This is a genomic window from Arthrobacter sp. NPDC056727 (genome assembly GCF_042790555.1).
In the GTDB taxonomy this organism is placed as follows: domain Bacteria; phylum Actinomycetota; class Actinomycetes; order Actinomycetales; family Micrococcaceae; genus Arthrobacter.
In genome coordinates this window covers 66,737-90,953 of record NZ_JBHTZA010000009.1, presented here as the reverse complement: position 1 = coordinate 90,953, position 24,217 = coordinate 66,737, and the positions used below count along the sequence as shown (strand labels likewise).

At 68.0% G+C, this 24,217-nt stretch carries 23 protein-coding genes, 1 pseudogene and 2 riboswitches; of the genes and pseudogenes, 15 read left to right on the top strand and 9 right to left on the bottom strand.

Going from position 1 to position 24,217, the window contains the following annotated elements:
* Window positions 1–2: 2 nt before the first annotated feature.
* The 3 genes from ACFRAH_RS11225 to ACFRAH_RS11215 all read left to right on the top strand — a co-directional run bounded on the left by ACFRAH_RS11225 (window position 3) and on the right by ACFRAH_RS11215 (window position 3,226).
* Complete coding sequence (locus ACFRAH_RS11225; RefSeq protein ID WP_377990955.1) at window positions 3–1,103, top strand: NAD(P)/FAD-dependent oxidoreductase; 1,101 nt, start codon at window positions 3–5, stop codon at window positions 1,101–1,103.
* 11 nt (window positions 1,104–1,114) lie between these two features.
* Window positions 1,115–2,326, top strand: a complete 1,212-nt coding sequence (locus tag ACFRAH_RS11220; protein ID WP_377990954.1) for an amidohydrolase family protein — start codon at window positions 1,115–1,117, stop codon at window positions 2,324–2,326.
* A gap of 111 nt (window positions 2,327–2,437) precedes the next feature.
* Entirely contained in the window at window positions 2,438–3,226 is a 789-nt protein-coding gene (locus tag ACFRAH_RS11215) for a DeoR/GlpR family DNA-binding transcription regulator (protein ID WP_377990953.1), read from the top strand.
* A 25-nt stretch (window positions 3,227–3,251) separates the two neighbouring features.
* On the opposite strand, the gene ACFRAH_RS11210 is transcribed toward ACFRAH_RS11215, so the two are convergent.
* Window positions 3,252–3,932 (bottom strand): histidine phosphatase family protein, encoded by a 681-nt coding sequence (locus ACFRAH_RS11210; RefSeq protein ID WP_377990952.1) that lies wholly within the window; start codon window positions 3,930–3,932, stop codon window positions 3,252–3,254.
* Between the two features lie 125 nt (window positions 3,933–4,057).
* Here ACFRAH_RS11210 and ACFRAH_RS11205 point away from each other — a divergent pair, with 125 nt between their 5' ends.
* A complete protein-coding gene (locus ACFRAH_RS11205) occupies window positions 4,058–4,837 on the top strand; it encodes a CPBP family intramembrane glutamic endopeptidase (protein ID WP_377990951.1) in 780 nt (259 codons plus the stop codon).
* 88 nt (window positions 4,838–4,925) lie between these two features.
* On the opposite strand, the gene ACFRAH_RS11200 is transcribed toward ACFRAH_RS11205, so the two are convergent.
* Window positions 4,926–5,564 carry a VOC family protein gene (locus ACFRAH_RS11200; protein ID WP_003802054.1) on the bottom strand — a complete coding sequence of 213 codons (639 nt, stop codon included), beginning with the start codon at window positions 5,562–5,564 and terminating at the stop codon, window positions 4,926–4,928.
* A gap of 128 nt (window positions 5,565–5,692) precedes the next feature.
* A riboswitch (SAM riboswitch) is annotated at window positions 5,693–5,809 on the top strand.
* Between the two features lie 42 nt (window positions 5,810–5,851).
* On the opposite strand from ACFRAH_RS11200, the gene ACFRAH_RS11195 reads away from it, so the two are divergent.
* The 4 genes from ACFRAH_RS11195 (at window position 5,852) to ACFRAH_RS11180 (ending at window position 11,467) form a co-directional block, all read left to right on the top strand.
* On the top strand, window positions 5,852–7,168 hold the full coding sequence (locus tag ACFRAH_RS11195; protein ID WP_377990950.1) for a bifunctional o-acetylhomoserine/o-acetylserine sulfhydrylase: 1,317 nt from the start codon (window positions 5,852–5,854) through the stop codon (window positions 7,166–7,168).
* 104 nt (window positions 7,169–7,272) lie between these two features.
* A riboswitch (SAM riboswitch) is annotated at window positions 7,273–7,388 on the top strand.
* Between the two features lie 105 nt (window positions 7,389–7,493).
* Window positions 7,494–8,576 carry a homoserine O-acetyltransferase gene (locus ACFRAH_RS11190; protein WP_377991035.1) on the top strand — a complete coding sequence of 361 codons (1,083 nt, stop codon included), beginning with the start codon at window positions 7,494–7,496 and terminating at the stop codon, window positions 8,574–8,576.
* Window positions 8,577–8,803: 227 nt separating this feature from the next.
* On the top strand, window positions 8,804–10,186 hold the full coding sequence (locus ACFRAH_RS11185; RefSeq protein WP_377990949.1) for an MFS transporter: 1,383 nt from the start codon (window positions 8,804–8,806) through the stop codon (window positions 10,184–10,186).
* A gap of 132 nt (window positions 10,187–10,318) precedes the next feature.
* On the top strand, window positions 10,319–11,467 hold the full coding sequence (locus ACFRAH_RS11180) for an alcohol dehydrogenase catalytic domain-containing protein (RefSeq protein ID WP_377990948.1): 1,149 nt from the start codon (window positions 10,319–10,321) through the stop codon (window positions 11,465–11,467).
* A 41-nt stretch (window positions 11,468–11,508) separates the two neighbouring features.
* On the opposite strand, the gene ACFRAH_RS11175 is transcribed toward ACFRAH_RS11180, so the two are convergent.
* On the bottom strand, window positions 11,509–12,417 hold the full coding sequence (locus ACFRAH_RS11175) for a LysR family transcriptional regulator (protein WP_377990947.1): 909 nt from the start codon (window positions 12,415–12,417) through the stop codon (window positions 11,509–11,511).
* Between the two features lie 137 nt (window positions 12,418–12,554).
* Here ACFRAH_RS11175 and mmsB point away from each other — a divergent pair, with 137 nt between their 5' ends.
* The 3 genes from mmsB to ACFRAH_RS11160 all read left to right on the top strand — a co-directional run bounded on the left by mmsB (window position 12,555) and on the right by ACFRAH_RS11160 (window position 15,718).
* On the top strand, window positions 12,555–13,457 hold the full coding sequence (mmsB, locus tag ACFRAH_RS11170; RefSeq protein ID WP_377990946.1) for a 3-hydroxyisobutyrate dehydrogenase: 903 nt from the start codon (window positions 12,555–12,557) through the stop codon (window positions 13,455–13,457).
* Window positions 13,458–13,517: 60 nt separating this feature from the next.
* Window positions 13,518–15,002, top strand: a complete 1,485-nt coding sequence (locus ACFRAH_RS11165) for a CoA-acylating methylmalonate-semialdehyde dehydrogenase (protein ID WP_377990945.1) — start codon at window positions 13,518–13,520, stop codon at window positions 15,000–15,002.
* 221 nt (window positions 15,003–15,223) lie between these two features.
* Window positions 15,224–15,718: a hypothetical protein gene (locus tag ACFRAH_RS11160; RefSeq protein ID WP_377990944.1), complete on the top strand. Its 495-nt coding sequence runs from the start codon at window positions 15,224–15,226 to the stop codon at window positions 15,716–15,718.
* Between the two features lie 87 nt (window positions 15,719–15,805).
* Here ACFRAH_RS11160 and ACFRAH_RS11155 read toward each other — a convergent pair whose 3' ends face one another.
* The 3 genes and pseudogenes from ACFRAH_RS11155 to ACFRAH_RS11145 all read right to left on the bottom strand — a co-directional run.
* On the bottom strand, window positions 15,806–16,444 hold the full coding sequence (locus ACFRAH_RS11155; protein WP_377990943.1) for a hypothetical protein: 639 nt from the start codon (window positions 16,442–16,444) through the stop codon (window positions 15,806–15,808).
* A 56-nt stretch (window positions 16,445–16,500) separates the two neighbouring features.
* Window positions 16,501–17,655 carry a winged helix DNA-binding domain-containing protein gene (locus ACFRAH_RS11150; RefSeq protein WP_377990942.1) on the bottom strand — a complete coding sequence of 385 codons (1,155 nt, stop codon included), beginning with the start codon at window positions 17,653–17,655 and terminating at the stop codon, window positions 16,501–16,503.
* A 64-nt stretch (window positions 17,656–17,719) separates the two neighbouring features.
* Window positions 17,720–17,965 (bottom strand): annotated as a pseudogene (locus ACFRAH_RS11145) (SGNH/GDSL hydrolase family protein); the annotation flags it as partial.
* 76 nt (window positions 17,966–18,041) lie between these two features.
* On the opposite strand from ACFRAH_RS11145, the gene ACFRAH_RS11140 reads away from it, so the two are divergent.
* Window positions 18,042–18,692 (top strand): alpha/beta hydrolase, encoded by a 651-nt coding sequence (locus tag ACFRAH_RS11140; protein ID WP_377990941.1) that lies wholly within the window; start codon window positions 18,042–18,044, stop codon window positions 18,690–18,692.
* A 21-nt stretch (window positions 18,693–18,713) separates the two neighbouring features.
* On the opposite strand, the gene ACFRAH_RS11135 is transcribed toward ACFRAH_RS11140, so the two are convergent.
* Window positions 18,714–18,947 (bottom strand): RNA-binding S4 domain-containing protein, encoded by a 234-nt coding sequence (locus tag ACFRAH_RS11135; protein WP_377990940.1) that lies wholly within the window; start codon window positions 18,945–18,947, stop codon window positions 18,714–18,716.
* Between the two features lie 33 nt (window positions 18,948–18,980).
* On the opposite strand from ACFRAH_RS11135, the gene ACFRAH_RS11130 reads away from it, so the two are divergent.
* From ACFRAH_RS11130 to ACFRAH_RS11120, 3 genes are all read left to right on the top strand, one after another.
* Window positions 18,981–19,979, top strand: coding sequence for a DMT family transporter (locus ACFRAH_RS11130; protein ID WP_377990939.1), 999 nt, complete (start codon window positions 18,981–18,983; stop codon window positions 19,977–19,979).
* A gap of 154 nt (window positions 19,980–20,133) precedes the next feature.
* Window positions 20,134–21,519, top strand: coding sequence for a glycine--tRNA ligase (locus tag ACFRAH_RS11125; protein WP_377990938.1), 1,386 nt, complete (start codon window positions 20,134–20,136; stop codon window positions 21,517–21,519).
* A gap of 2 nt (window positions 21,520–21,521) precedes the next feature.
* Complete coding sequence (locus ACFRAH_RS11120; RefSeq protein WP_377990937.1) at window positions 21,522–22,484, top strand: GNAT family N-acetyltransferase; 963 nt, start codon at window positions 21,522–21,524, stop codon at window positions 22,482–22,484.
* Window positions 22,485–22,541: 57 nt separating this feature from the next.
* On the opposite strand, the gene ACFRAH_RS11115 is transcribed toward ACFRAH_RS11120, so the two are convergent.
* Entirely contained in the window at window positions 22,542–23,378 is an 837-nt protein-coding gene (locus ACFRAH_RS11115) for a lysophospholipid acyltransferase family protein (RefSeq protein ID WP_377990936.1), read from the bottom strand.
* 14 nt (window positions 23,379–23,392) lie between these two features.
* Complete coding sequence (locus ACFRAH_RS11110; protein ID WP_377990935.1) at window positions 23,393–24,208, bottom strand: DUF1295 domain-containing protein; 816 nt, start codon at window positions 24,206–24,208, stop codon at window positions 23,393–23,395.
* Window positions 24,209–24,217: the final 9 nt, after the last annotated feature.

Here is a 24,217-nt window from a genome sequence, read left to right as displayed (position 1 = left end):
CCATGGCATCAACCTATGACGTAGTCATTGTGGGCGGCGGGATCGCCGGGCTGTCCCTGGCCTCCGCGCTGGCCGGCAAATGCACCGTGGCCCTCGTGGAAGCGGAACAGCAGCTCGCGTACCACACGTCCTCGCGCTCCGCCCGGCAGCTCATCCCCAGCTACGGTCCGCCGGTGGTCCGGGAGCTCACCGTGCGCACGCTTGAGCTGATCACGGCGGACGACGCCGGACGGACCCGGCCCGTGCTTTCGCCGCGGAGCTTCCTGCTCATCGGGGACGAAGAAACGGTGCGGGCCGAGGCCAGCGGCGAGATGCGCCTGATCAACCACGAGGAAGCGCTCGGCCTGTGCCCGGCCCTGAAGCCGGAGGCCTTCTCCGCCGCCGGCCTGGACACCGGCTCCTTCGGGTGCGACGCCCCGGAGCTCCTGGAAAGGCACCGGGCGCGCGCCGAAGCTGCCGGCGTGGACATCATCACCGGCGCCCGCGTCCACTCGGCCCAGCGGCTCGGGTCCGGCTGGGAGATCGGCGCCGGGCAGGAAGGCTTCTCGGCCGGCGTGCTGGTCAACGCGGCCGGCGCCTGGGCGGACGAGCTTGCGGTGCTCAGCGGCGTCGAGAAGATCGGCCTGCAGCCGTACCGCCGCACGGCGGCGATTGCCGGTGTCGGCCACCCGCTGCCGGAGGGCAGCCCCATGGTGGCTGCGGCCGACGATTCCTTCTACTTCCGCAGGGAAGGCAGCGACGTGCTGATCTCGCCGTCGGAACACGTCCCCAGCGCTGCCGAGGACGCACGTCCCCGCCCAGGGGACGTGGAGCGGCTCGTCGCCCGGCTCAACACCCTGACGACGCTGGGGATCGGTCCCGTCCGGACGGCCTGGACCGGCCTGCGCACCGAGGCGGCCGACGGCGTCCCGGTGGTGGGGTTCGACGCCGAGGCCCGCGGGTTCTTCTGGCTCGCCGGCCAGGGCGGCTACGGGTTCCAGACCTCGTCCGGCGTCGCGGAACTGGCCGCCGCCCTGATCCTCGCCGGACCCGGGGCCGGGAACGGTCCGGTATCCCGGACGGCGGAAGCGCTGGCTGCCACGCGCTGGTCCATCCGGCGCTGAAGAATGGATCCATGAGCACCCTGATCACCAACATTGCCGAACTGATGACCCAGGACGCGGAGCACCGTGTCCTCAAGGACGCGGCAGTGGTGATCGACGGTGAACGCATCTCCTGGATCGGCCCGGCATCCTCGGCTCCCGCGGCCGATGACGCCGTGGACGCCGGTGGCCGGTCCGTGCTGCCCGGCTGGGTGGACGCCCACACGCACCTGATCTTCGCCGGGGACCGGACAGCGGAATTCGAGGCGCGGATGGCGGGGGAGGAGTACAGCGCCGGCGGCATCGCCGTCACCACGAATGCCACCCGGAACACCAGCGACTACGACCTCACGAGGCTGGCCCAGGGCCGCGTTGCCGAAGCCGTGTCCCAGGGAACCACATACCTGGAGACCAAAACCGGCTACGGCCTGGACGTGGAGCAGGAAGCCAGGAGTGCCCGGATTGCTTCCACGGTCGCGGACGAGGTGACCTACCTGGGCGCCCACCTGGTGCCGGCCGGGATTGACGCGGATGACTACACCAGGCTGGCCAGCGGTCCCATGCTGGATGCCGCCCGCCCCTACGTCCGCTGGGCCGACGTGTTCTGCGAACGGGGCGCCTTTACCGAGGAACAGTCCCGCGCCGTGCTGCAGGCCTGCCGGGACGCAGGGCTGGGGCTGCGGGTGCACGGCAACCAGCTGGGGCACGGCCCGGGTGTTGGCCTCGCGGTGGAGTTCGGCGCGGCGAGCGTTGACCACGTGAACTATCTTTCGGAGCAGGACATCGCAAGCCTCGCCGCCAGCTGGTCCGGCTGGGATGCCGCCGCGGGAACGGGCCGGCGCGGAACGGTGGCCACGTGCCTGCCGGCCTGCGATCTCTCCACGCGGCAGCCGCTGGCCCCCGGACGGCAGCTGCTGGATGCCGGCGTGCCCGTGGCGCTGGCGTCCAACTGCAATCCCGGCACGTCCTACACGAGTTCCATGTCCTTCTGCGTCACCACCGCCGTCCTGCAGATGGGCCTGAGTGTCCATGAGGCCGTCCGGGCGGCGACGTACGGCGGGGCCCTGGCGCTGCAGCGCGAGTCCGGGAACGACGTCGACGGCGAACGCGCGGTGGGCTCGATCGCCGTCGGACACCGGGCGGACCTGCACGTCCTTAACGCCCCGTCCGCCACGCACCTCGCCTACCGGCCCGGCATGCCGCTCACGCACGCTGTTTGGCGCGCAGGCGTGCGGGCACGGTAGTGTCAGGCGGGACCATTTCCTACGAAGCGTGACGGAAAGTGATCGCAAGAGGTCTGATACAATCAGAAAACGTCATTTCTCGTGACGGTTTGTGAATTTGAAAGGCCACGCATGACCCGCACCGACCGACTGACGGCCATCCTCGATCTCCTTGCCGAAGCCGGCCAGGTGGAGGTTGAGGAGATCGTCACCCGGCTCGGTGTCTCGCCGGCAACCGCCCGGCGGGACCTGGACAGCCTGGCCAAGCGGCGGCTGCTGACGCGGACCCGGGGCGGTGCCACCACCGGCGCCCTGGCCTACGACCTTCCCGGCAGGTACAACCGGGACGACCACGCCGTGGCCAAGCAGGAGATCGCCCTCGCCGCCTCCGCGCTCATCGCCCCGGGCATGGTCATCGGGCTGTGCGGCGGCACCACGAGCACCGCCCTTGCGCAGATCCTGGCTACCCGCGAAGACCTCAACTCGCCGTCGAACCAGCCCACCCTCACGGTGGTGACCAACGCCATCAACATCGCCTCGCAGCTTGCCGTCCGGCCCAACATCAAGGTGATGGTGACCGGCGGCATCCTCAACACACGGTCCTATGAACTCGTGGGCCCGTACACGGACATCATCATGCAGAAGGTGGTGCTGGACATCGCCTTCATCGGGGTCAACGGCGTCGACGCCGAGGTCGGGCCCACCAACACCGGCGAGGCGGAGGCCACCGTGAACGCCCTGCTGGCCAGCCGGGCCAGTGTCTCCTACGTGATAGCGGACTCCTCGAAGGTGGGCCGCCGGGCGTTCGCCACCATGGACGGCTACGACTTCACCCGGCTCATCACCGACTCCGGCATTTCCGCGGCGGACAAGGCCGCGTTCGAGGCGCGCGGCACCGAAGTGATCGTCGCCGGCAGCTAGACCGGCGGCTGGGACGGGAGGCGCTTCAGAAGATCACTGGCGGGGCGTCCAGCACGGTTTCGTCCACCCTCCGGTCCACCCACTGGGTGAAGGGCGTGTCCAGTTCATACTTGCCCGCGCCGTTGCGAACCAGCATGCGGATCTCCGCGTTTTCCGGGTTGTTCAGGGACTCGAAGTACTCCACGGACCAGTGGAACCAGCGCATGCAGAACAGGCGCATGGTCAGGCCGTGCGTGACGAGCAGGGCGTTGGGGGAGTAGTCGGGCTTGGACCAGTGCCGGTACAGGGTCTCCATGAAGGAGGAGATCCGGTCGTAGACATCGGAGCCGGATTCGCCCTCCCGGAAGCGGTAGAAGAAGTGGCCGTAGGCGTTGCGGAGCTCCTTCTGGTCCTCGATGTCGCCGGAGATCTGGAAGTTGGCCCAGTCCTGTTCGCGCAGCCGCGGTTCCTCGATCACGCGTTCCGTCAGGGAGCCCAGGTTCAGCGCCTCAAGGGTCTGGTAGGCGCGCAGGTACGGTGAGACGTAGACACTCACCTGCCGCCCGTCCAGCTCCCGCCGGACGCGCTCCCCGGCGGCCTTCGCCTGCTCCAGCCCAAGCTCCGTGAGGGGAATCCGGTAGTCGGGCACCCTGTTGTAGATGGAGGTATCCGCGTTGGCGGCCGACTGGCCGTGCCGGATCATGATGATTTTCCCGGGAGCGCTCATAGCTCCCCAGCATAGGGTCAGCCTGCGGCCGGACGGGTACCGGCGGGCCGGAAGGTAAGGCCCGACGGCGGCAGGACCGGACGGGCTGACAGGAAAGTACCAGCGGGGGCAGGCAAGATAGGAACATGTTGGTTCCCTCCCGCCGCCGGCTGCGGTTCGAAGTCTTGATTGTCCTGGGGCTGTCGCTGGGGCAGTCCGCGGTCTACTCGGTGGTGCAGCTCCTGGACAAGATGACCCGGGCGCCGCTGGCACAGGGAACGTCCACACTCAACAGGTCGCAAAGCACCAGGGAATACTTCGACCTGACCTACCAGCTGCTGGACATCGTGTTCGCCCTGGTGCCGGTCCTGCTGGTGATCTTCTTCCTGACCGACCAGCGCCAGGCGAAGGCCGGTTTGGGGCATGGCTCCGGCTCCGCGTTCCGGAAGCTGGGCTTCAACTTTGCCCGGCCGGGAAAGGACCTGCTGCAGGGGCTCGGGCTGGCGGCCCTGATCGGTGTGCCGTCGCTGGGTCTTTACGCCGCCGGACGTGCCCTGGGCATTACGACGGCGATCATCCCCAGCGGCCTGGACGCCTACTGGTGGACGGTGCCCGTGCTGATCCTGTCCGCCGTGCGCCACGCGATCGTGGAGGAAGTCATTGTGGTGGGCTACCTTCTGGACCGGTTCGGCAAGTTCGGCTGGTCCATGCCCCTGGCGATTTTTGTCTCTTCAATGCTTCGCGGCAGCTACCACCTGTACCAGGGGTTCGGGCCCTTCATCGGAAACGCCGTCATGGGCGTGGTGTTCGCGTGGGTCTACACCAGGACGCGCCGGGTGATGCCGCTGGTCATCGCGCATGCCCTGCTGGATATCGTGGCCTTCGTCGGGTTCAGCCTGTTTGGCAAGGCCGTCGGGCTGGGCTAGCAACCAGCCGTTAAAAATGATCCGGCCGCCATCGGCGGGTGGCGTCGTTGGCACCCGCTGATGGCGGCCGGAGTAAAAGGCGGAAGCGTCAGATGGTGACGGCGCCCGCTGCGGTTTCGAACGTGACGGAGAGGATGCCCGGCGTACCGTGCGGGGCCACCCAGTTCACGGCCACGTCCTCCAGCGGCCGTTCCACCGGCTCGCCGAGCCACTCGGTCACGCGCTCGGCGGAGCCCGCGATCGTGAGGCTGGACATCTTCACATTGCTGTCATAGGCGTTGGACGGGTGCAACCCGGGATCGCCTTCCCACTTCAGCATGTACGGAACCTGGGGGTCCGCGATGAGCCCCAGGATGCCGATCTGCTTCCAGACAAGTTCGCGGCCGTCCGGGAACTTGCGGTTGCCGTTGACGGCGGAGCGGCCGAGGCGTTCCTCGAACGGGGCGAGGTCGTCAACTTCGACGCACCAGCCCATCCAGCCGCCGCCCGCTGCGGACCGGGCCCGGACGGCCTGGCCAAACGGCGCCTTGTCCGATGCCGGGTGGTCCAGGACCTCAACAACCTCAAGGTACTTGTGGCCGGCCAGCGGGATGATCATGTTCCGGGTTCCAAACCGGGGGTGGACCCCGCCCTTAACGGCTTCGACGCCGAGGGCGGAGGAGATACGTTCGGTGGTGGCCGCGAGGCCATCGTGTTCACAGGCGTAAGAGACGTGATCCATGCGCATGCCCTCATCTTGGCACTTTGTGACCGGGCTCTCAGCTTAGGGTGGCCTAACTTAACGAAATGTCCAGCTTTTGACGAAATTCTTCACAAAGCTGTGCGCGCCGGAGGGCTATTCCTACACTGATCGCAGGTCATGAGTGCCAGCGAAGAAAGCCCCGGCTCGCTGGCCGGCAACCCTCCGCCGCGGCGGGGTGCCCCGGGTGAAGACCTGGCCGCATGGCATCCGCCATGCGGCAAGCGCGGGCCTGTGCCGGGACCAGCACATGCCCCTTCAACAGAGGAGCCTGCATGTCCAACGCATGGTCATTCGAAACCCGCCAGATCCACGCCGGCCAGGTGCCCGACGCCGCCACCGGTGCCAGGTCGCTGCCGATCTACCAGACGACGTCGTTCGTGTTCCCCAGCGCCGAAAGCGCGGCAGACCGCTTCGCGCTTGCCGAGATCGCCCCCATCTATACCCGGATCGGCAACCCGACCCAGGATGCCGTGGAGCAGCGGATCGCCAGCCTGGAGGGAGGGCTTGCCGCGCTGCTCCTGAGCTCTGGCCAGGCCGCCGAAACCTACGCCATCCTCAACATCGCCGAGGCCGGCGACCACGTGGTGGCCAGCCCCAGCCTCTATGGGGGCACCTACAACCTGCTGGCGCACACCCTGAAGAAGTTCGGCGTATCCGTCACCTTCGTGGCCGACCCGGATGACCTGCAGCAGTGGCGCGACGCCGTGCAGCCGAACACCAAGCTCTTCTTCGCCGAGGTGGTGTCCAATCCCCGGCAGGACGTCCTGGACATCGAAGGCGTCTCCCGGGCAGCGCACGAGGCCGGTGTGCCGCTCATCGTGGACAACACGCTGTCCACCCCCTACCTCATCCGGCCGCTTGAATGGGGTGCGGACATTGTGGTGCACTCGGCCACCAAGTACCTGGGCGGACACGGCGCCGCCATCGCCGGTGTCATCGTGGATTCAGGAAACTTCGACTTCGGCAAGGACCAGGAGCGCTTCCCCGGCTTCAACACACCGGACCCCACCTACAACGGCCTCGTCTACGCCCGCGACCTCGGAGAGGGCGGCGCCCTCGGAGCCAACCTGTCCTACATCCTCAAAGCGAGGGTCCAGCTGCTCCGCGACCTGGGTTCGGCGGTGTCCCCGTTCAATGCCTTCCTGATCGCGCAGGGCCTGGAAACACTGAGCCTGCGCGTGGAGCGCCACGTGGCCAACGCGGTGGCGGTGGCCAATTGGCTGGAGGCCCGGGACGACGTGGAGTCCGTGGCCTACGCCGGGCTGCCGTCCAGCCCCTGGTATGAGCGCGGGCTGAAGTACGGGCCCAAGGGCACCGGCGCTGTGGTGGCCTTTACAGTGGCCGGCGGCGCCGAGGCCGGCAAACGTTTCGTGGACGCCCTGGAACTGCACTCCCACGTGGCGAACATCGGCGACGTCCGCTCCCTCGTCATCCACCCGGCGTCGACCACGCACAGCCAGCTGAGCCCGGAACAGCAGAGCGTGGCCGGGGTTGCCCCCGGGCTGGTCCGGCTGTCGGTGGGCCTGGAGCACATCGATGACATCCTCGCCGACCTCGACGCCGGATTCCGCGCGGCGAAAGGCGCCTGACGGCCCTGCCCGACCGTGTGACTCCCGTCCCATTCCAGGCCGGGAGTCACACAGCCGTCACATTCTTCGCGCAGGCGTCCGCCTGTTTCGTACACTGGGCAACAGGTCATGAGTGCCAGCGACAGCCCCGGCTTGCTGGCCGGCAACCCTCCTTCCGCGGTGGGGTGCCCCGGGTGAAGACCTGGCCTGCCGGTCTGCTGACGGCGGGCAAGCGCGTAGAAGAGGTTTACCTGTGACGATTTCTGTCAGCCACACCGACGCTCCGGCCGGCAAGACGCCCGAGGGCACTGTTCCGAATGACGCAGTTCCCGATGGCACTCCCGTCCTGGATGGAACTGTCCAGTACCGCAACATCGGCAGCATGGAACTCGAGGCCGGAGGATTCCTGCCGGACGTGACCCTGGCCTACGAAACCTGGGGAACGCTCAACGCGGACGGCTCCAACGCCATCCTCGTCCAGCACGCCCTGACCGGCAGCACCCACGTGACCCGCGGTGCCGGGGACGAGGAAGGCTGGTGGGAGCAGCTTGCCGGGCCCGGCGCGCCGGCTGACACTGACAGGTTCTTCGTCATTTCCATCAACATCCTGGGCGGCTGTTACGGGTCCACCGGGCCGTCGTCGCCCGCACCGGACGGCAAGCCCTGGGGTTCGCGTTTTCCGCTGGTGACGCTGCGCGACTCAACCATCGCCGAGGCCAGGCTCGCCGACCTGCTCGGCATCAGCAGCTGGCACGCCGTGGTGGGCGGATCCATGGGCGGGGCACGCGCCCTCGAATGGGCAGTCACTTTCCCGGAGCGTGTGCGCCGCTGCGGTGTCATTTCCGTCGGGGCCAGGAGCACTGCCGAGCAGATCGCGTTCGCCCAGGCGCAGACCCTTGCAATCCGGCAGGACCGGCACTTCAACAGCGGCGACTACTACGGCGGCGCGGAACCCGCGGAGGGCCTGGCGCTGGCGCGGCGCATTGCCCACATCACCTACCGCTCCGCCTACGAACTCGATTTCCGGTTCGGCAGGAACGCCCAGGCGGCTGAGGAGCCGCTGCAGGCGGATGCCCTGGCGGGGCGCGGCCGTTACCAGGTGGAGAGCTACCTGGACCACCAGGGCAACAAACTCGTCCGGCGCTTCGACGCCAACAGCTACATCGCCCTGACGGAAGCGCTCATGAGCCATGACGTGACCCGCGGGCGTGGGACGCTGAAGGAGGCCCTGTCCCGGGCCACGGCCGACTTCTTCGTCGCCGCCGTGGAGTCCGACAGGCTGTACTTTCCCGCCCAGTCGCTGGAACTCGCCGAGGCACTGCCCGGCAACGTGGACGTGCACATCATCGATTCGCCGATCGGCCACGACGGCTTCCTCACGGAGATCGGCCAGCTGAACGCCCAGCTCAGGGCCCACTTCCTGAACTGACTCCAGGCAGAGGCATCCCGCCGGAGCCGTCCGGACAGCGGCAACACCGGGCCCATGGGGATGCCCCGCATGTGCATTTATGCAGATGCGCCCTGCACTATTTGGCGTTGAGCTTGCGTCACAGGCAGACCATACTCGTTGAATCCGGCGTTCGTGGTGCGCATCACAGCACCCGTGCGCCCCCGATTGGTCCCAGTGGTGTCGAGGAAGACGCCGAAGGAGTTCGCATGAGTACGGAAAGCTCCGCCGCAAGGCGTGCAGAGGAAACCGATGTCAAGGCCTCAGGCCTCAAGAAAGTCGTTACGGCGTCCATGGCCGGCACCGTCGTGGAATGGTACGAGTTCTTTCTCTACGCCTCCGCCGCCACCCTGGTCTTCGGCAAGGCCTTCTTCCCCAACGCCGGCACGGAGCTGGACGGCATCATCGCCGCCTTCCTCACGTACGCCGTCGGATTCGTTGCCCGCCCGATCGGCGGCATCGTCTTCGGCCACTTCGGCGACAAGTTCGGCCGCAAGCAGCTGCTGCAGCTGAGCATCATCCTGGTGGGTGTGTCCACCTTCCTGATGGGCTGCCTGCCGACGTTCCAGCAGATCGGCTACTGGGCGCCCGCGCTCCTGGTGTTCCTGCGGTTTGCCCAGGGCTTCGCCGTCGGCGGTGAATGGGGCGGCGCAGTCCTCCTGGTGGCAGAGCACAGCCCCAGCAAGTCCCGCGGATTCTGGGCCAGCTGGCCGCAGTCCGCCGTGCCCATGGGCAACCTGCTCGCCACGGCCGTGCTGTTCATCCTGTCGTCCACCCTGACCCAGGAAGCCTTCTTCGGCTGGGGCTGGCGCGTGGCGTTCTGGCTCTCCGCGGTGATCGTCCTGATCGGCTACTACATCCGCACCAAGGTCAACGACGCCCCGATCTTCCTCGAAGCCCGCAAAGAGGTCGAGGCCGGGCACAAGGGCTACGGCGTTGCCGAGGTGTTCAAGCGCTACCCGCGCGGCGTTTTCACCGCCATGGGCCTGCGCTTTGCCGAGAACATCCTCTACTACCTCGTGGTCACGTTCTCCATCACGTACCTGAAGACGGTGGTCCAGGCGGACACCACCCGGATCCTGCTGCTCCTGCTCTTCGCCCACGCCGTGCACTTCGTGGCCGTTCCGCTGGTGGGCAAGCTGTCGGACCGCTTCGGCCGCAAGCCCGTCTACATGGCCGGCGCCATCCTGGGCGCCACCTGGGGCTTCTTCGCCTTCCCCATGATGGACACCAAGAACGACATGATCATCCTGGCCTCCATCATGATCGGCCTGCTGTTCCACGCCCTCATGTACGCCGGCCAGCCCGCCATCATGGCGGAAATGTTCCCTACCCGGATGCGGTACTCCGGCGTTTCGCTCGGCTACCAGGTGACCTCGATCGTGGCAGGTTCATTGGCCCCGATCATCGCCGCCTCGCTGCTGGGCACCTACAAGTCCTCCGTCCCGGTGGCCATCTACCTGCTGATCGCCTGCGTCATCACCGCCGTCGCGGTGTTCTTCCTGAAGGAAACCCGCGGGGTCTCGCTCCACGACGTGGATGCGGCCGACGCCAAGGGCACCGCCGACCTGCTGGCCGCCGGCAGGAAGTAGGAAGCAATCCGGGCCCACCGGCTTGAGTCCCGGACCCAACGAGCATTCGGCAGCTGCCACTAACAGTGACTGCCCGGCCCGCCACTGATGCGGGGCCGGGCAGTTGCCCGTTCAACGACACCAAGGATTTCCATGAAAGCAGCAGTCCTCTACTCCACCGTCCCGAATGCTGACACGGCTGCGGGCGGCGCACCGCAGAAGCCCAGCTACGCCGACGCCCGGCCCCTGGTGGTCCAGGAGCTGGACCGTCCTGAGCCCCGGGCCGGCGAGCTGGGCGTGGCCATCACCTACTCCAGCCTGTGCCATTCGGACCTTTCCGTGGTGGACGGCTCGCGGGTGCGGCCCCTGCCGATGGCGCTGGGCCATGAGGCGGTGGGGCGGGTCGAGTCCGTGGGCGACGGCGTCTCCGATGTGTCGGTGGGCGACCATGTGGTGCTGGTCTTCGTGCCGAGCTGCGGGGACTGCCGCGCCTGCCGGTCCGGCCGTCCCGCCCTCTGCCACCGGGCGGCGGAGGTCAACGGTTCCGGCGACCTGCTGCACGGCGAGGCGCTGCTGCGCACGCCCGCGGGGGAGCGGATCAACCACCACCTGGGCGTCTCGGCTTTTGCCGATTACGCGGTGGTGGCCCGGGAGTCGGTGGTGGTGATTGACGACGACGTCCCGGACACCGTTGCGGCGATGTTCGGTTGCGCCGTGCTCACCGGAATGGGCGCCGTGCTCAACACGGCCGCCGTCACGGCCGGCCAATCGGTGGCCGTGTTCGGGCTCGGCGCGGTGGGCCTGTCCGCGGTCATGGCCGCGTCCCTCGCCGGGGCCGGCAGTGTGATCGCCATCGATCCCAATACCGGCAAGCACCAGCTCGCCCTCGACTGCGGTGCCACCGCGGTGGGGAGGCCCGAGGACGCTGCCCGCCTGATCGCGGAGGCGGCAGGCAACGGTGTGGACATCGCCGTCGAAGCCGTCGGTTCCGCGGGCGTGATTGCCGCCTGCCTGGGGCACGTGACCCGGGGCGGCGCCGTGGTTTCGGTCGGCCTGCCCCATCCCTCCGCCGAGCTGACGGTGCCCGCACTGCAGTTCGCCGGGGCCGGCAAGCGCCTGCTGGGTTCTTACATGGGCGACGCCGTTCCCGGGCGGGACATCCCGCTCTACCTGGGCTATTGGCGGGACGGCAAACTGCCGGTGGAGCTGCTGCACACGGACACCAAGCCGCTCACGGAAATCAACGAGGGGCTGGATGCGCTGGCGTCCGGGCAGGTGGTGCGCCGGCTGTTCCAGGCCTGACGCCCTTCAGGGCCGGACGGCCGCCGGCTGAGCGGGGCCCGTCAGCCTGCCAGCAGCGCCGCGCGGTCCTTCACCTCTTCCTTCAGTGCGGCGATGACGGCCTGCACCGGGGCCGACCGGAGGGATTCCGGCCGCGCGACAGCCCAGATGGGAAGCTGGCGCTCGAAGTCGTCGGCCAGTACCGGCACGAAGTCCGCCTGCCCGCCCACCATGAAGTTCGGCAGCAGCCCGATGCCTGCGCCCTGCCGGACGGCCTCCACCTGGGCGAACACGCTCGTGGCCTGGAAGCTTGAGGTGGGCATGGGCAGCTGCGAGGACCACCGGTGCCCCAGCTCTGCCACCTGGAGCGCAGACTCGACGTAAGAGACAAAGCCGTGCTGCCCGACGTCGTCGAGCGTTTCCGGCACTCCGTGCTCCGCGGCGTAGCCGCGGCTGGCGTAGAGGCGCAGGTAGTAATTGCTCAGGAAAATGGTCTGGGCATTGCTGACGTCGGTCCTGCCCACCACGATCTCCAGGTCCACGCCGGACCTGTTCTGGCTGACCTTCCGCGTGGCGCTCAGCATTTCGATGTTCAGCTGCGGGTTCTGCCGCTGCAGCCGGACCAGTGCAGGGGTGACGAATACCGCTCCGACGCCGTCCGTCGTCGCCACGCGCACCAGCCCGGACAGTGCGCTTTGGTTCTGGCTGAGCAGCCCGGAGAGCGAACCAAGGGTGTTCTCGATGGCCTCGGCTGCCTCCACGGCGGAGGCGCCAAGCTGGGTCAGCTCCCAGCCGTGCGGGCTGCGCTCCAGGGTGCGGCCGCCCAGCTGCTTGTCCAGGGCGAGGATCCGGCGGGAGATGGTGGTGTGCGTTGTGCCGAGCGTTTCCGCCACAGCGTTGAACCGGCCCAGCCGAGCAACCGTCAGCAGAATCAGCAGGTCGTCCGGACTCGGAAGCCGCCTGGTATCCACGGCAAGCCTTTCCCTCGATGTGCATCAATGCACATGCCGTCTTCAATTTTTCCCCTTGATTGCACTCTACCAGGATGTGATCGTGGACACAGACCTTCCGGCCCGGCGGCCGGATCCGAAGCGAAGGAGCTTGCGACATGGCAGTAATCGGTTGGATCGGCCTCGGAAACATGGGCGGTTCCATGTCCGCGAACCTGGCGAAGGCCGGGCATGACGTCCGCGGTTTCGACCTCAACGCCGCAGCGCTTGCCGCCGCCGAGGAGGCCGGCGTCAAGCCCGTCGGCAGCATCGCCGAGGCCGTTGACGGTGCGGACGCCGTCTTCACCATGCTGCCCAAGGGCGAGCACGCCCGGGCGGTCTACCTCGGCGAGGGCGGTGTCCTGGCCCACGCCGATACCCGCACGCTGCTCGTGGACTCCTCCACCATCGACATCGCGTCCGCCCAGGAACTGCACGACGCTGCCGTTGCCGCGGGCTTCCGCTTCGTTGATGCCCCGGTATCCGGCGGCATGAGCGGGGCGAAGGCCGGGACCCTGACCTTCATGGTGGGCGGTGAGGCGGGCGCCGTCGCCGACGCGACCGGCTACATCGGCCCGATGGCAGCCAACATCATCCCCACCGGAGGCGCCACCACCGGGCAGGCAGCCAAGATCTGCAACAACCTGATGCTCTTCATCAACCTGGCCTCCACCGCCGAGGGTGCCGTCCTGGCGGACCGGCTGGGCCTGGACAAGCAGGTCTTCTGGGACATTGCGTCCGTTTCTTCGGGCGACTCGTGGGCGCTGCGCACCTGGTACCCGGTGCCCGGCGTGGTTTCCACTGCCGCCTCCAACAACGACTTTGCGCCCACCTTCACCACCGAACTGGCCAACAAGGACATCGGCCTGGCCATCAGCGCCGCCGAGGACACCGGCACGCCGCTCGAGATCGGCAGGCACGTCCAGCAGCTGTTCCAGCAGCTCATCGACGCCGGCGAGGCAGGCAAGGACTGCTCCATGATCATCAAGCTCGCCGACGGCTCGCTCGACTCGGCCAAGTAGCCCCATCCCATACTTCTGCCCGCCACGCACGATTCAGTAACGCACGAAAAGAGACTTCCCTTGGAAACCATTCCGCATTTCATCAACGGCAGCCGCGTCAGCGACGCCGAACGTTTCGGTCCCGTCTTCAACCCCGCCACCGGCGAGCAGGAGAAGCAGGTTGTGCTGGCCTCGGCGTCGCGGACCGGGGAGGCCATCGCCGCCGCCCGTGCCGCGCTGCCGGCCTGGCGTGCAACCAGCCTGGCCAAGCGCACCAACATCTTCTTCCGCGTCCGCGAAATCCTGAACCAGCGCAAGCCTGAGCTCGCGGCGATCCTCACCAGCGAGCACGGCAAGGTTCTCTCCGACGCCGAGGGTGAAATCTCCCGCGGCCTGGAGAACATCGACTTCGCCACCGGCCTGTCCCACATGCTCAAGGGTGAACGCTCCGAGCAGGTCTCCGCCGGCATCGACGTGCATTCGGTGCGCCAGCCGGTGGGCGTCGTGGCCTGCATTACCCCGTTCAACTTCCCGGCCATGGTGCCGCTGTGGATGGTGGGCAGCGCCCTTGCCTGCGGCAACACGGTGCTGCTGAAGCCCAGTGAGAAGGATCCGTCAGCCGCCATCTTCATTGCCGAGGCCTTTGCCGAAGCGGGACTGCCCGCCGGCGTGCTGAACGTGGTCCAGGGGGACAAGGAGGCCGTTGACGTCCTGCTCGAGCACCCCGACGTGAAGGCGGTGAGCTTCGTCGGCTCCACGCCCATCGCGCAGTCCATCTACAAGCGGGCAGCCGACCAGGGCAAGCGGGTCCAGGCCCTGGGCGGGGCGAAGAACCACATGGTGGTGCTGCCCGACGCCGACCTGGACATGGCTGCCGACGCTGCGGTTTCGGCGGCCTACGGTTCCGCGGGCGAACGCTGCATGGCCGTCAGCGTCCTCGTGGCGGTAGGCAACATCGCGGACGACCTGGTGCAGGCGATTTCCAGCCGCATGGCCGGGCTCAAGATCGGCCCGGGAACCGACCCGGCCTCCCAGATGGGCCCGCTGATCACCGCGGAGCACCGGGACCGCGTGGCCTCCTACGTGGCGGGAGCCGAAAACGAAGGTGCCACGGTCGTGGTCGACGGGCGCTCGCAGCAGTTCGACTCGAACGGCTTCTTCATCGGCGTCAGCCTGGTGGACCACGTGAAGCCCGGCATGAAGGTGTACGACGACGAGATCTTCGGCCCTGTCCTGTCCGTGGTCCGCGTCGACACGTACAGCGACGCCGTGCGGCTGGTCAACGAGAACGAATTCGGCAACGGGACAGCCATCTTCACCCGCGACGGCGGTGCGGCACGGCAGTTCGAGTTCGACGTCGAGGCCGGCATGGTGGGCGTCAACGTCCCCATTCCCGTCCCGGTCGGCACCTTCTCGTTCGGCGGCTGGAAGAACTCGCTGTTCGGCGACACGCACATGTACGGACCGGACAGCATCAGGTTCTACACCCGCGGCAAGGTGGTGACCACACGCTGGCCGGACCCGTCCACCTCGGTCATTGACCTCGGCTTCCCGCAGATCGACTAAACTCGAAACTCGGTTTACATCCAAACTTGAGTTTGGGCCGGTCACTGCCGGCCTGTGCCTCAGCCCGCGTCCCGCAGCCACAAGCAGCGGGCCGCGGGCTGTCTTGTTTGGCGCGAACGTACACTTGTGGCCCTCGATGAAGCGCGAACGTACACTTGTGGCCCCGACCTGCGGGCGCGGGGGCTGTAGCCTTCGAATCCGGCCGGATCTATGCTGGCCGCATGCCCCGGTTGAGATCCGCTGCCTGGCTAGCCCTCCTGCTGCCGGCGCTCCTGCCGGCAACGGGCTGCGCCACGGTTTGCCCTGCGATCGCCTGGATCAACTCCCTCACCATGGTCCTCGACGGAGATACCCGCGTTGTGGCGAGGGTGCAACTGTGCACCAAGACAGTGTGCTCCGAGGCGACAGATGGCCTCCAGCGGCGGCCCGTTCTTCCAACCGCCACGGCAACCCCCACCGGGGCCAACGGCCTTGGCCTCCCGCTCGGTCTTGGTTCCCCTGAACGCGGCATCATCGTCGAGAGGACCGGCACCGATACTTGGCGCTTTGGATTCGATATGGACGCCCCCGGGGCAGTGACCGTCAGGGCCCTGGACTCCGCCGGGAAAATCCTCGCGGAACGAAAGGTGTCCCTCGAGTGGAAACGGATCGGCGGGACCGCTGAATGTGGTGGACCGGCCACAGCCGCCCCAGTCACCCTGACCGTCACCGCGTAGCGGCCGCGTCCATCGGTCCGGCCCCGCAGGCCACCGGCCCGTGCCGGCCCGGCACCGGCCGGATGCCCCTGAAACGTTCGCCTGCGGCTAGCCGTTCATGATGTCGTTGCGCCGGGCCATGTAGTCCTCCATGGAGATCTGGCCGTCGCTGTACTGCTGGTCCAGCTCCGCCAGTTTCCGTGCGCGGAACCCCTGCGGAGCCGACGGCGGCGGGGGAGTCGAGGGTGCCGGGCCCGTAGAGGCTGGGTTCTGCTGTGGCCGGGGCGGGTTGGCCGGGTAATCCGGGCTGTCCTCGTAGGGAACCGGCCCCTGCTGCCAGGACGGGGCACCAGTGCCATCAGGACCGGGCTGATTCGGATACTGCTGGTTCGGATACTGCTGGTTCGGATACGGCGGGTTGGGGTATTGCTGACCGGGGTAGGGCTGGTTCAAGGGCGGAAGCTCGTCCCCGCCACCGTGCTGAGGGACTCCGAATCCTCCGCTGAAGTAGTCCTGCTGCGTGTAGCCGTCCCGCGGACGGTTGTCCGGGCGGCCCTGGAACGGGCCCCCGAACGGGCTGCCGGGCTGGTTGCCGAACTGATCGGGGCCCTGGTTGGGAAACTGGCCGGGGTACTGCCCGGGCAGCCCCGGCCCCTGGTTGCGCTGCTGCATTGACCTCCGGTACATCCGCATGCCCATGGGGACCAGGACGGCCAGAATGATGATCCAGAAAAACAAGTCGAACACGGTGGGGCCTCTCGGTGAGTGTCCATTCCAGCTTAGTCCTCTGCGCGAAAGGCCCCTCAGGCACCCGCCGGGATCCGGACCGCTGGCGTGCCGAGGAAGGCCCCGTACCTCGCAACAGTTTCCTCCAACGCCTGCTCGGTGGGGTTGTCCTGCGGCCGGGACAGGCGGATGTCCAGCTCGCAGCGCTGCACCTCCCGCCCCCGCCGGACCAGCGAATGCCGCCACGCACCAGCCAGCATTCCGTCGGACAGGACAACATGCATGGGGGTATCGCCAAAGGGATAGGCCGGCGCGGTCCCGCCGAAATAATGCCGCGAGACCGAATAGCCCATGATGTATTCGTCGTAGCACTGGACCAGGTCTATCCGCGGGGGCCCGTCCCCGCCGCGCCCGCGCCCGCCCGGCGTCTCCATGGCGGACCCAGGCCGAAGATGGAACCCGGCGCCGTCAATGCTGATGGCAACGATGGCGCCAGGGGCAATCTCGTCTGCCAGCGCCAGCCCTTTGCGCACATCAGTCATGGTGAGTCCGGACCAGTCCGCGCAGTCCCGGACGGTGGCAGGCCCGCGGCTCCCGAAATACCTCAGTGCCAGGGCGGCCAGCGATTCCTCCCGGGAAAGTGCGGCACCCGGGGCGGCCCCGGCCACCCGCTCATCGAACGACGCATACGTCTGCCGCAGGGCGCCGCCGGGACTGCGGACGGGAGCCCCGCTCACCAGCACCCCGCTGATCTCGGCGTGCATGATCAGGTACGCCAGGGCAAGTCCCGTGCCGGGGAAGCCGGCATCCTGCAGCCGGGCAGCTAACTGTTCACGCGTGAGGTGCACTCCGCCGGCCACCGCTTCCGCCAGGACGTCGGCGCTCCTCAGCGCCGCCTCATTGTCGATCCCGGTCCTGCGGTACGTGCCGCCATTCGCCTGGTGGAGCCGGGGCGCAGACAGTTTCCGCAGCCACGGCAGGTCATCCCGGTGCACGAAATGCCAGGTGGGCCGCAGGATGTGGGTCCGGAGAATCCGGCCGTCGGCAACCGCCTCCTCCACATCGGCGGCTGTGGCACCGGCGGTCCGCTGGGCCAGGGACCAGCGCGCGTAGGGAAACTCCTGTGCCTGGACAGCCAGCAGGTTCTTCACGGCGTCCTCCGGCGAAGCCGCCCGCGGCTTCCTCAGCTGCTGGCCGGCCAGCCGCGTCCACAGCACCTCATGCGTTTCCACGTCCGACGTCGCTCCTCACTTTGGGCGGTTCCGTCACCTCTGGCGCTCCCCAACAGCCCGCCGGCTACTGCCGCACGGGATCACCCAGGCCCAGCGGTCCTTCGCTCGAACCCAACGGGATCCCCGGGCCAAACACGGGCCCCGGCGTCGGCCGTTTGGCGGTGATGCCGTCGCCGGAGGACCGGTGGCGCAGGAGACGCACCACCCACGGCACAAAGTACTCCCGCGCCCAGACGAGGTCTTCGTTCCGCGCCTCATGCCAGCTGCGCGGCGGAAGCGGCTTCGGCGCCAGCGGCTCCAGGCTGTGCTCGAATACATCCTGTACCGCGGCCGCTTGGCTACGCCACCGTAGGTTGTTACCTGTGGGTAACTGCAAGAATGGAGCCATGACTTCTGCCGACTCCTTTCCTGCCCCCGTTGTTCTGTGGTCCAAGCCCGAGGAAGCCAGGGCCGGCAAGCCACTGCTCGTCCTGCTGCACGGCTACGGCGCCAACGAGCAGGACCTCCTCAGCCTGGCCGACATGCTTCCGGACGACTTCGCGGTGGCCTCGGTCCGCGCACCCATCGCCGTGGGACCGGGCTTTTCCTGGTTCCCGCTGACCGGCTCCATCGAGTATTCGGTGGATGCGGTCAAAGCCGCGTCCGGGTATGTGCTCGACTGGCTGGACACGGTCAAGGCCAACCACCCGTCCGTGACGCTTCTCGGATTCTCGATGGGCATGGCCATGGCCACCACGCTGCTGCGGCAGCGGCCCGCAGACTTTGCCGCCGTCGTCGGCCTTTCAGGCTTTGTGGTCAATGCGGATTCCGACGGCGAATTCCGAGATGCCGAGCTGGACGGAACAGTGCCGCTGTTCTGGGGCCGGGACCAGCAGGACCCGGTCATCACGCCGGACAAGATCGAATACACGATGGGCTGGGTGCGCCAGCACGTGAAGCTGACCAAAGTCCTCTACACCGGCATGTGGCACGGCATCAACGCCCAGGAGGTCGGCCACGTGTCCGAGTTCCTCACGCATGAGGTGTTGAACAAGTAAGCCCTCCTGCAAAGACAGGCTTTACGCCGCGGGAGCGCTGACCCGGACGGTCTGGCCGTTCACCGTCACGGTGTCCCCGTTGTGAAGCTGCCGGCCGCGCCGGTCGTCGATCTCACCGTTGACCTTGACCAGGCCGTTCTTGATCAGCTCCGTCGCCTCCACGCCGTCCTCCACGAGGTTGGCGAGCTTCAGGAGCTGGCCCAGGCGGATCATGCTGTCGCGGATGGGGATCTCTTCGATTTCCGGGTTGCTCATACCAGTAATGATGCCTGACGTAAGGTGGAACAAATGACCCATGCACCCCGGCTGCCCCTTGCCGTGGGCCTTCCGATGGCTGTGGCCTCCGGGCTTGCCATTCCCGTCCAGGGGCGGATCAACGGGGCCCTTGGTGCCCGCCTCGGTGATGGCATCGCCGCCGCCGTCGTCAGTTTCACCACCGGGCTGATCGTGATGGTCATCGTGTCCCTGGCGGCCCCGCGCGGCCGGGCAGGCATCGCCCGGATCCTGCCGGCGCTGCGTGAACGCCGCTTCCCTCCGTACTACGCGCTCGCCGGCGGCATCGGCGCCTTCTTCGTCTTCGCTCAGTCCCTCACCGTGGGGCTGCTGGGCATCGCCCTGTTCACCGTGGCGACGGTCACCGGCCAGACGCTCAGCGGCCTGCTCGTGGACCGCCTGGGCATCGGTCCGGCAGGCAAGAAGTCCGTGACGGGCATCCGCGTCATCGGCTGCATCCTCACCATCTCCGCGGTCTCCTGGGCGGTGTCACCGCGCTTCGCCGCCGGAGCTGCAGGAGCTGCGGGCGGCGGCGCCGGGACAGCCGACCCTGCAGCGCTGCTGCTGCCGGTCATCCTGCCGGTCGTTGCCGGCTTCCTCATGAGCTTCCAGCAGGCCATGAACGGCACCGCCACCGTGCACTACGGGACCCCGATCGCAGCCACACTGGTGAACTTCATCGCCGGCACCTGCGTGCTGTGGGTTGCCTGGTCCATCAAAGTTGCCGTCGCCGGGCCGGCCAATCCGCTGCCGGGGGAGTGGTGGTACTACCTCGGCGGGCCCATGGGCTGCGTGTTCATCGGCCTCGGCGCGCTGCTGGTGCGCAGCCTCGGGGTGCTGGTGACCGGCCTGGGCATGATCGCGGGCCAGCTCCTGGGCTCGCTTGGCCTGGACCTGCTGGTCCCCACACCCGGCACGGTGGTGGAGGCGGCCACGGTTCTGGGGACCCTGCTGACCCTGGCCTCCATCGTCGTGGCCACCCTGCCGTGGCCCAGGGGCGCCCTCCGGAGATGAGGGGCGCCTTCCCGAGGCTGCTGCCGGTAGGCTAGGACTCGCAGCTTTCCTGCACAGTTTTCCCTTCACACGCCCCCGCCCGGCATCCAGCCGCGGTCCAGGGCCAGAGACACCGCGGACCGCACCCAGCGGCCCTGTAGAAATTGGAGTTCCCATGGCAGCAAAATCCGTCCTCGACCAGGTCATTTCCCTTTCCAAGCGGAGAGGTTTCGTTTTCCAGGCCGGCGAGATCTACGGAGGCTCGCGTTCCGCTTGGGACTACGGACCCCTCGGTGCCGAGCTGAAGGAAAACATCAAGCGCCAGTGGTGGCAGTCCGTGGTGCGGGGCCGCGAGGACGTGGTGGGCCTGGACTCCTCCGTCATCCTGCCCCGCCAGGTATGGGAAGCCTCCGGCCACGTCGAGGTCTTCTCCGACCCGCTCGTCGAATGCCTCTCCTGCCACAAGCGCTACCGCGCCGACCACCTCGAAGAGGAATACGAGGAGAAGAAGGGCCGCCCGGCCGAGAACGGCCTGAAGGACATCGCCTGCGCCAACTGCGGTACCCGCGGTGAATGGACCGAGCCGCAGGAATTCTCCGGGCTCCTGAAGACCTTCCTGGGCCCGGTGGCCAGCGACGAGGGCCTGCACTACCTGCGCCCCGAAACCGCGCAGGGCATCTTCGTGAACTTCAATAACGTGCTCACCACGTCCCGGAAGAAGCCGCCGTTCGGCATCGGCCAGATCGGCAAGTCCTTCCGCAACGAGATCACGCCCGGCAACTTCATCTTCCGCACCCGCGAGTTCGAGCAGATGGAAATGGAATTCTTCGTGGAGCCGGGCACGGACGAAGAGTGGCACGAGTACTGGATGAAGGAGCGCATGGCCTGGTACACCGGCCTGGGCATCCGCGAGGAGAACCTGCGTTTCTTCGAACACCCGCAGGACAAGCTCAGCCACTACTCCAAGGGCACCACGGACATCGAGTACCGCTTCGGCTTCCAGGGCTCCGAGTGGGGCGAGCTGGAAGGCATCGCCAACCGGACGGACTTCGACCTCTCCACGCACGCCAAGGCCTCCGGCACGGACCTCAGCTACTTCAACCAGGCCACCAACGAGCGCTACACCCCGTACGTGATCGAGCCCGCCGCCGGCCTGACCCGCTCCTTCATGGCCTTCCTCATCGACGCCTACACCGAGGATGAGGCCCCCAACGCCAAGGGCGGCGTGGACGTCCGCACCGTGCTCAAGCTTGATCCGCGGCTCGCCCCGGTCAAGGCTGCCGTGCTGCCGCTGAGCCGCAACGAGGACCTCTCCCCGAAGGCCAAGGACCTCGGCACGCAGCTGCGTAAGAACTGGAACATCGACTTCGACGACGCCGGCGCCATCGGCCGCCGCTACCGCCGCCAGGACGAGATCGGCACCCCGTTCTGCATCACCGTGGACTTCGACACGCTCGAGGACCACGCGGTCACCATCCGTGAACGCGACACCATGAGCCAGGAACGCGTGTCCCTGGACAAGGTGGAGGGCTACCTGGCCGCACGGCTGATCGGCGCCTAGCCGTGGCGATCCAGTACCGCGAATGGCGCGAGGGCGATGACCTTGCGCTGCTGGAAATCTGGGGCGACCCGGAAACCGACCAGGCGGGGCAGTTCCGCGGCACCCTTGCGCCCTCCGGCAACGCGCCGTGGCGGCGCTGCATCGTGGCCGAGGACGTCGTCGACGGCGTGGCCATCCCGGTTGCCGCCGGCGTGGTCCACGAGGCCAGCCTGCACCCGGAACGGCTGTGGGTCTATGTCGAGGTCGCCCGCGACCACCGCCGGGCCGGCATTGGCTCCACGCTGCTCATGATGCTGCGCCGCGAGGCGGAAGGATCGCCGTCGGGCGTTACCCGGCTCCGCTGCAAGGTGGAGCCGGGCACCTCCGGCGCCGCCTTCGCGGAGGCGGTGGGGCTTACCCCGATCCAGCACACCAGGCTCGTCGTGGTGGAGCCGGCGGCCCTGAAACTGCCGGTCTTTGGCGACGGTTCCGAGGAAGCGGCGTCGGAGCGCATCGAGGACCTGGCCACCGGATCGGTGGAGCTCTCCGACGTCGTGGGCCGGTACTACTCGTCCGTCCACGGCTGGGACAGCCCCGGTGAACTGGGCATCGGCACGGTGCAGCGGCTGTTCCTGGACGAGCTCAGCGGCGCCCACGGCGCGATCGTGCTGCGCTCCCCGAAGGCCAGTGCCTTCGGGGCCGGCGTGCCGGCAGGCCGCAAGGGCAAGATCCAGGCCTTCGCGATCAGCTATGCGCAGGGGAATTCCGATCACCCGTCCGACGTGTTCCTCGGCCACGAGCCGGAGCTTGGCGCCGACGAGGCCCAGGCCGCGGTCCGTGACCTCCTCGCCCTGATTGCGTACCAATACCCGGTACTCATGGAAGTGGACGATTCAATGGCAGCCCTGCGGGCCGTCGTCGACCCCCTGATGGAAGCGGGCAAGGCCCGCCGCCAGGGCGCGGAAACGTCCGTCGTCTCCGACTGACCCAACTGAGCAGCAGAACAGGGCGTTCCCAGACTTGGGAACGCCCTGTTCTGGTTTCTACTTGGGATGCCGCCCACTTTTGGACGTACGACGGCGGACCCTCGCCAGGTCGGCGGCATCGAGCCTTTGGCGTTCCGTCTCGGAGATCGCGCCGCCGCCGAGGTCCGCCGGCATCCACCAGTCGCCCGGCCGCGCTGCCACCGGGAAACCGGCGATGGCCGCATCGATTCCGGCCTGGAGCGTTGTGCGGAGCCGCGCGGCTTCCTTCTCCGGGTCCAGGCCGGGGGCCAGCTGCACCGGCTCGCCGATGTGCACCCGGACAGGTGCGCGCCGGATGCGGTGCAAGGGAAGGCCATTGCCGCGGGTCAGGATGCGGTGGGCGCCCCAGACGGACACCGGAATGAGCGGTACGCCAGCCTCGGCAGCCATCCGCACCGCCCCGGTCTTGCATTCGCGGACCTTGAAGCTGCGGCTGACGCCGGCCTCGGGCGCGACGGCCAGGTACTCGCCGGCGCGGAGCCTGGCCACGGCGTCGTCGTACGCGGCCGTGCGTGAACCGCGGCCCACCACCAGCTGGCCCGCTGCGCTGATGAACGGGCCGGCGAGCCAGTGGTCGGCAGCCCCCTGGTGGATCATGAAGCGCAGCTGCCCGCGGTTGTGGGCCCAGAACACCAGCTCGGCGGCGGCGAAATCGAGATAGCCGAAGTGGGTGATGGCAACCACTGCACCGCGGCCGGGAAGGACCGTCCCCGCCGTCCTGTTGCCCGCTGCCCGTTCAGGCAGGTTGTCCTGCCCGGTCACCAGCAGCCGGATCCCGAACAGCCACCGCAGGAACAGCGCCACCTGGACGAGGAGGCGGTAGAAGCGGTCGCTGGCGGCAGGGGTCCAGGGCATGCGCTGTCCCCGCGTCAGTGCCGCCGCGGCGGCCAGGGGATGAAGCCGCTGGTGGACTGCATGTAGTCGCGGTAGCCGGGGCGGCCGGACATGGCCTGCTCCGTGAGCGGCTTTCCGGTCTTGGCGGCCAGCGTCCAGATCATCAGGGCGGGGGAGAGGGCGGTCAGCACTCCCGGCCAGGACTCCGCCGCGACGAGGAACAGCCCGGCCCAGACCGCGGCGTCGCCGAAGTAGTTGGGGTGCCTCGTGTAGCGCCACAGCCCGGTGTTCAGGACGGTTCCCCGGCGGGCCGGATCGTTCTTGAACTGCTCCAGCTGCCGGTCGCCCGCGGCTTCAAAGATGAACCCGGTCAGCCAGACTGCGGTGCCCACCACGGCGAGCGGCCCCAGCGGGCCGGTGGCGAACATGCCCACCTGGATTGTCAGGGACACGAAGAACATCACCAGGCCCTGCGGCAGGTAGACGTGCCGGAGGGCGTAGGCGTTCCGGGAGCCGCGGGCTTTCTCCAGCAGCGCTGTGTACCTCGGGTCCTCACGTCCGCCCCGCGCCCGGCGTCCGATGTGCATGCCGAGCCGGATGCCCCAGATACCCGTCAGGGCCAGCAGCAGCACCCGCCGGCCGCCGTCGCCCTCCCCGGCCGAGAGGACAAACGTGATGATGGCGACGACGACGAACCCCGGGCCCCAGGCCACGTCCATGACCGAATGCCTCGCTTGGCCGCCATCCCCGGCCTGGACGGCGACGGCATAGGTGGCGGCGAGCACCAGCGCCACGCCCAGCGCAGCCCATGGCAGGCCGGCCACGAACGCCTCCAGCGGAAATGGGTTCATGACAGCGCG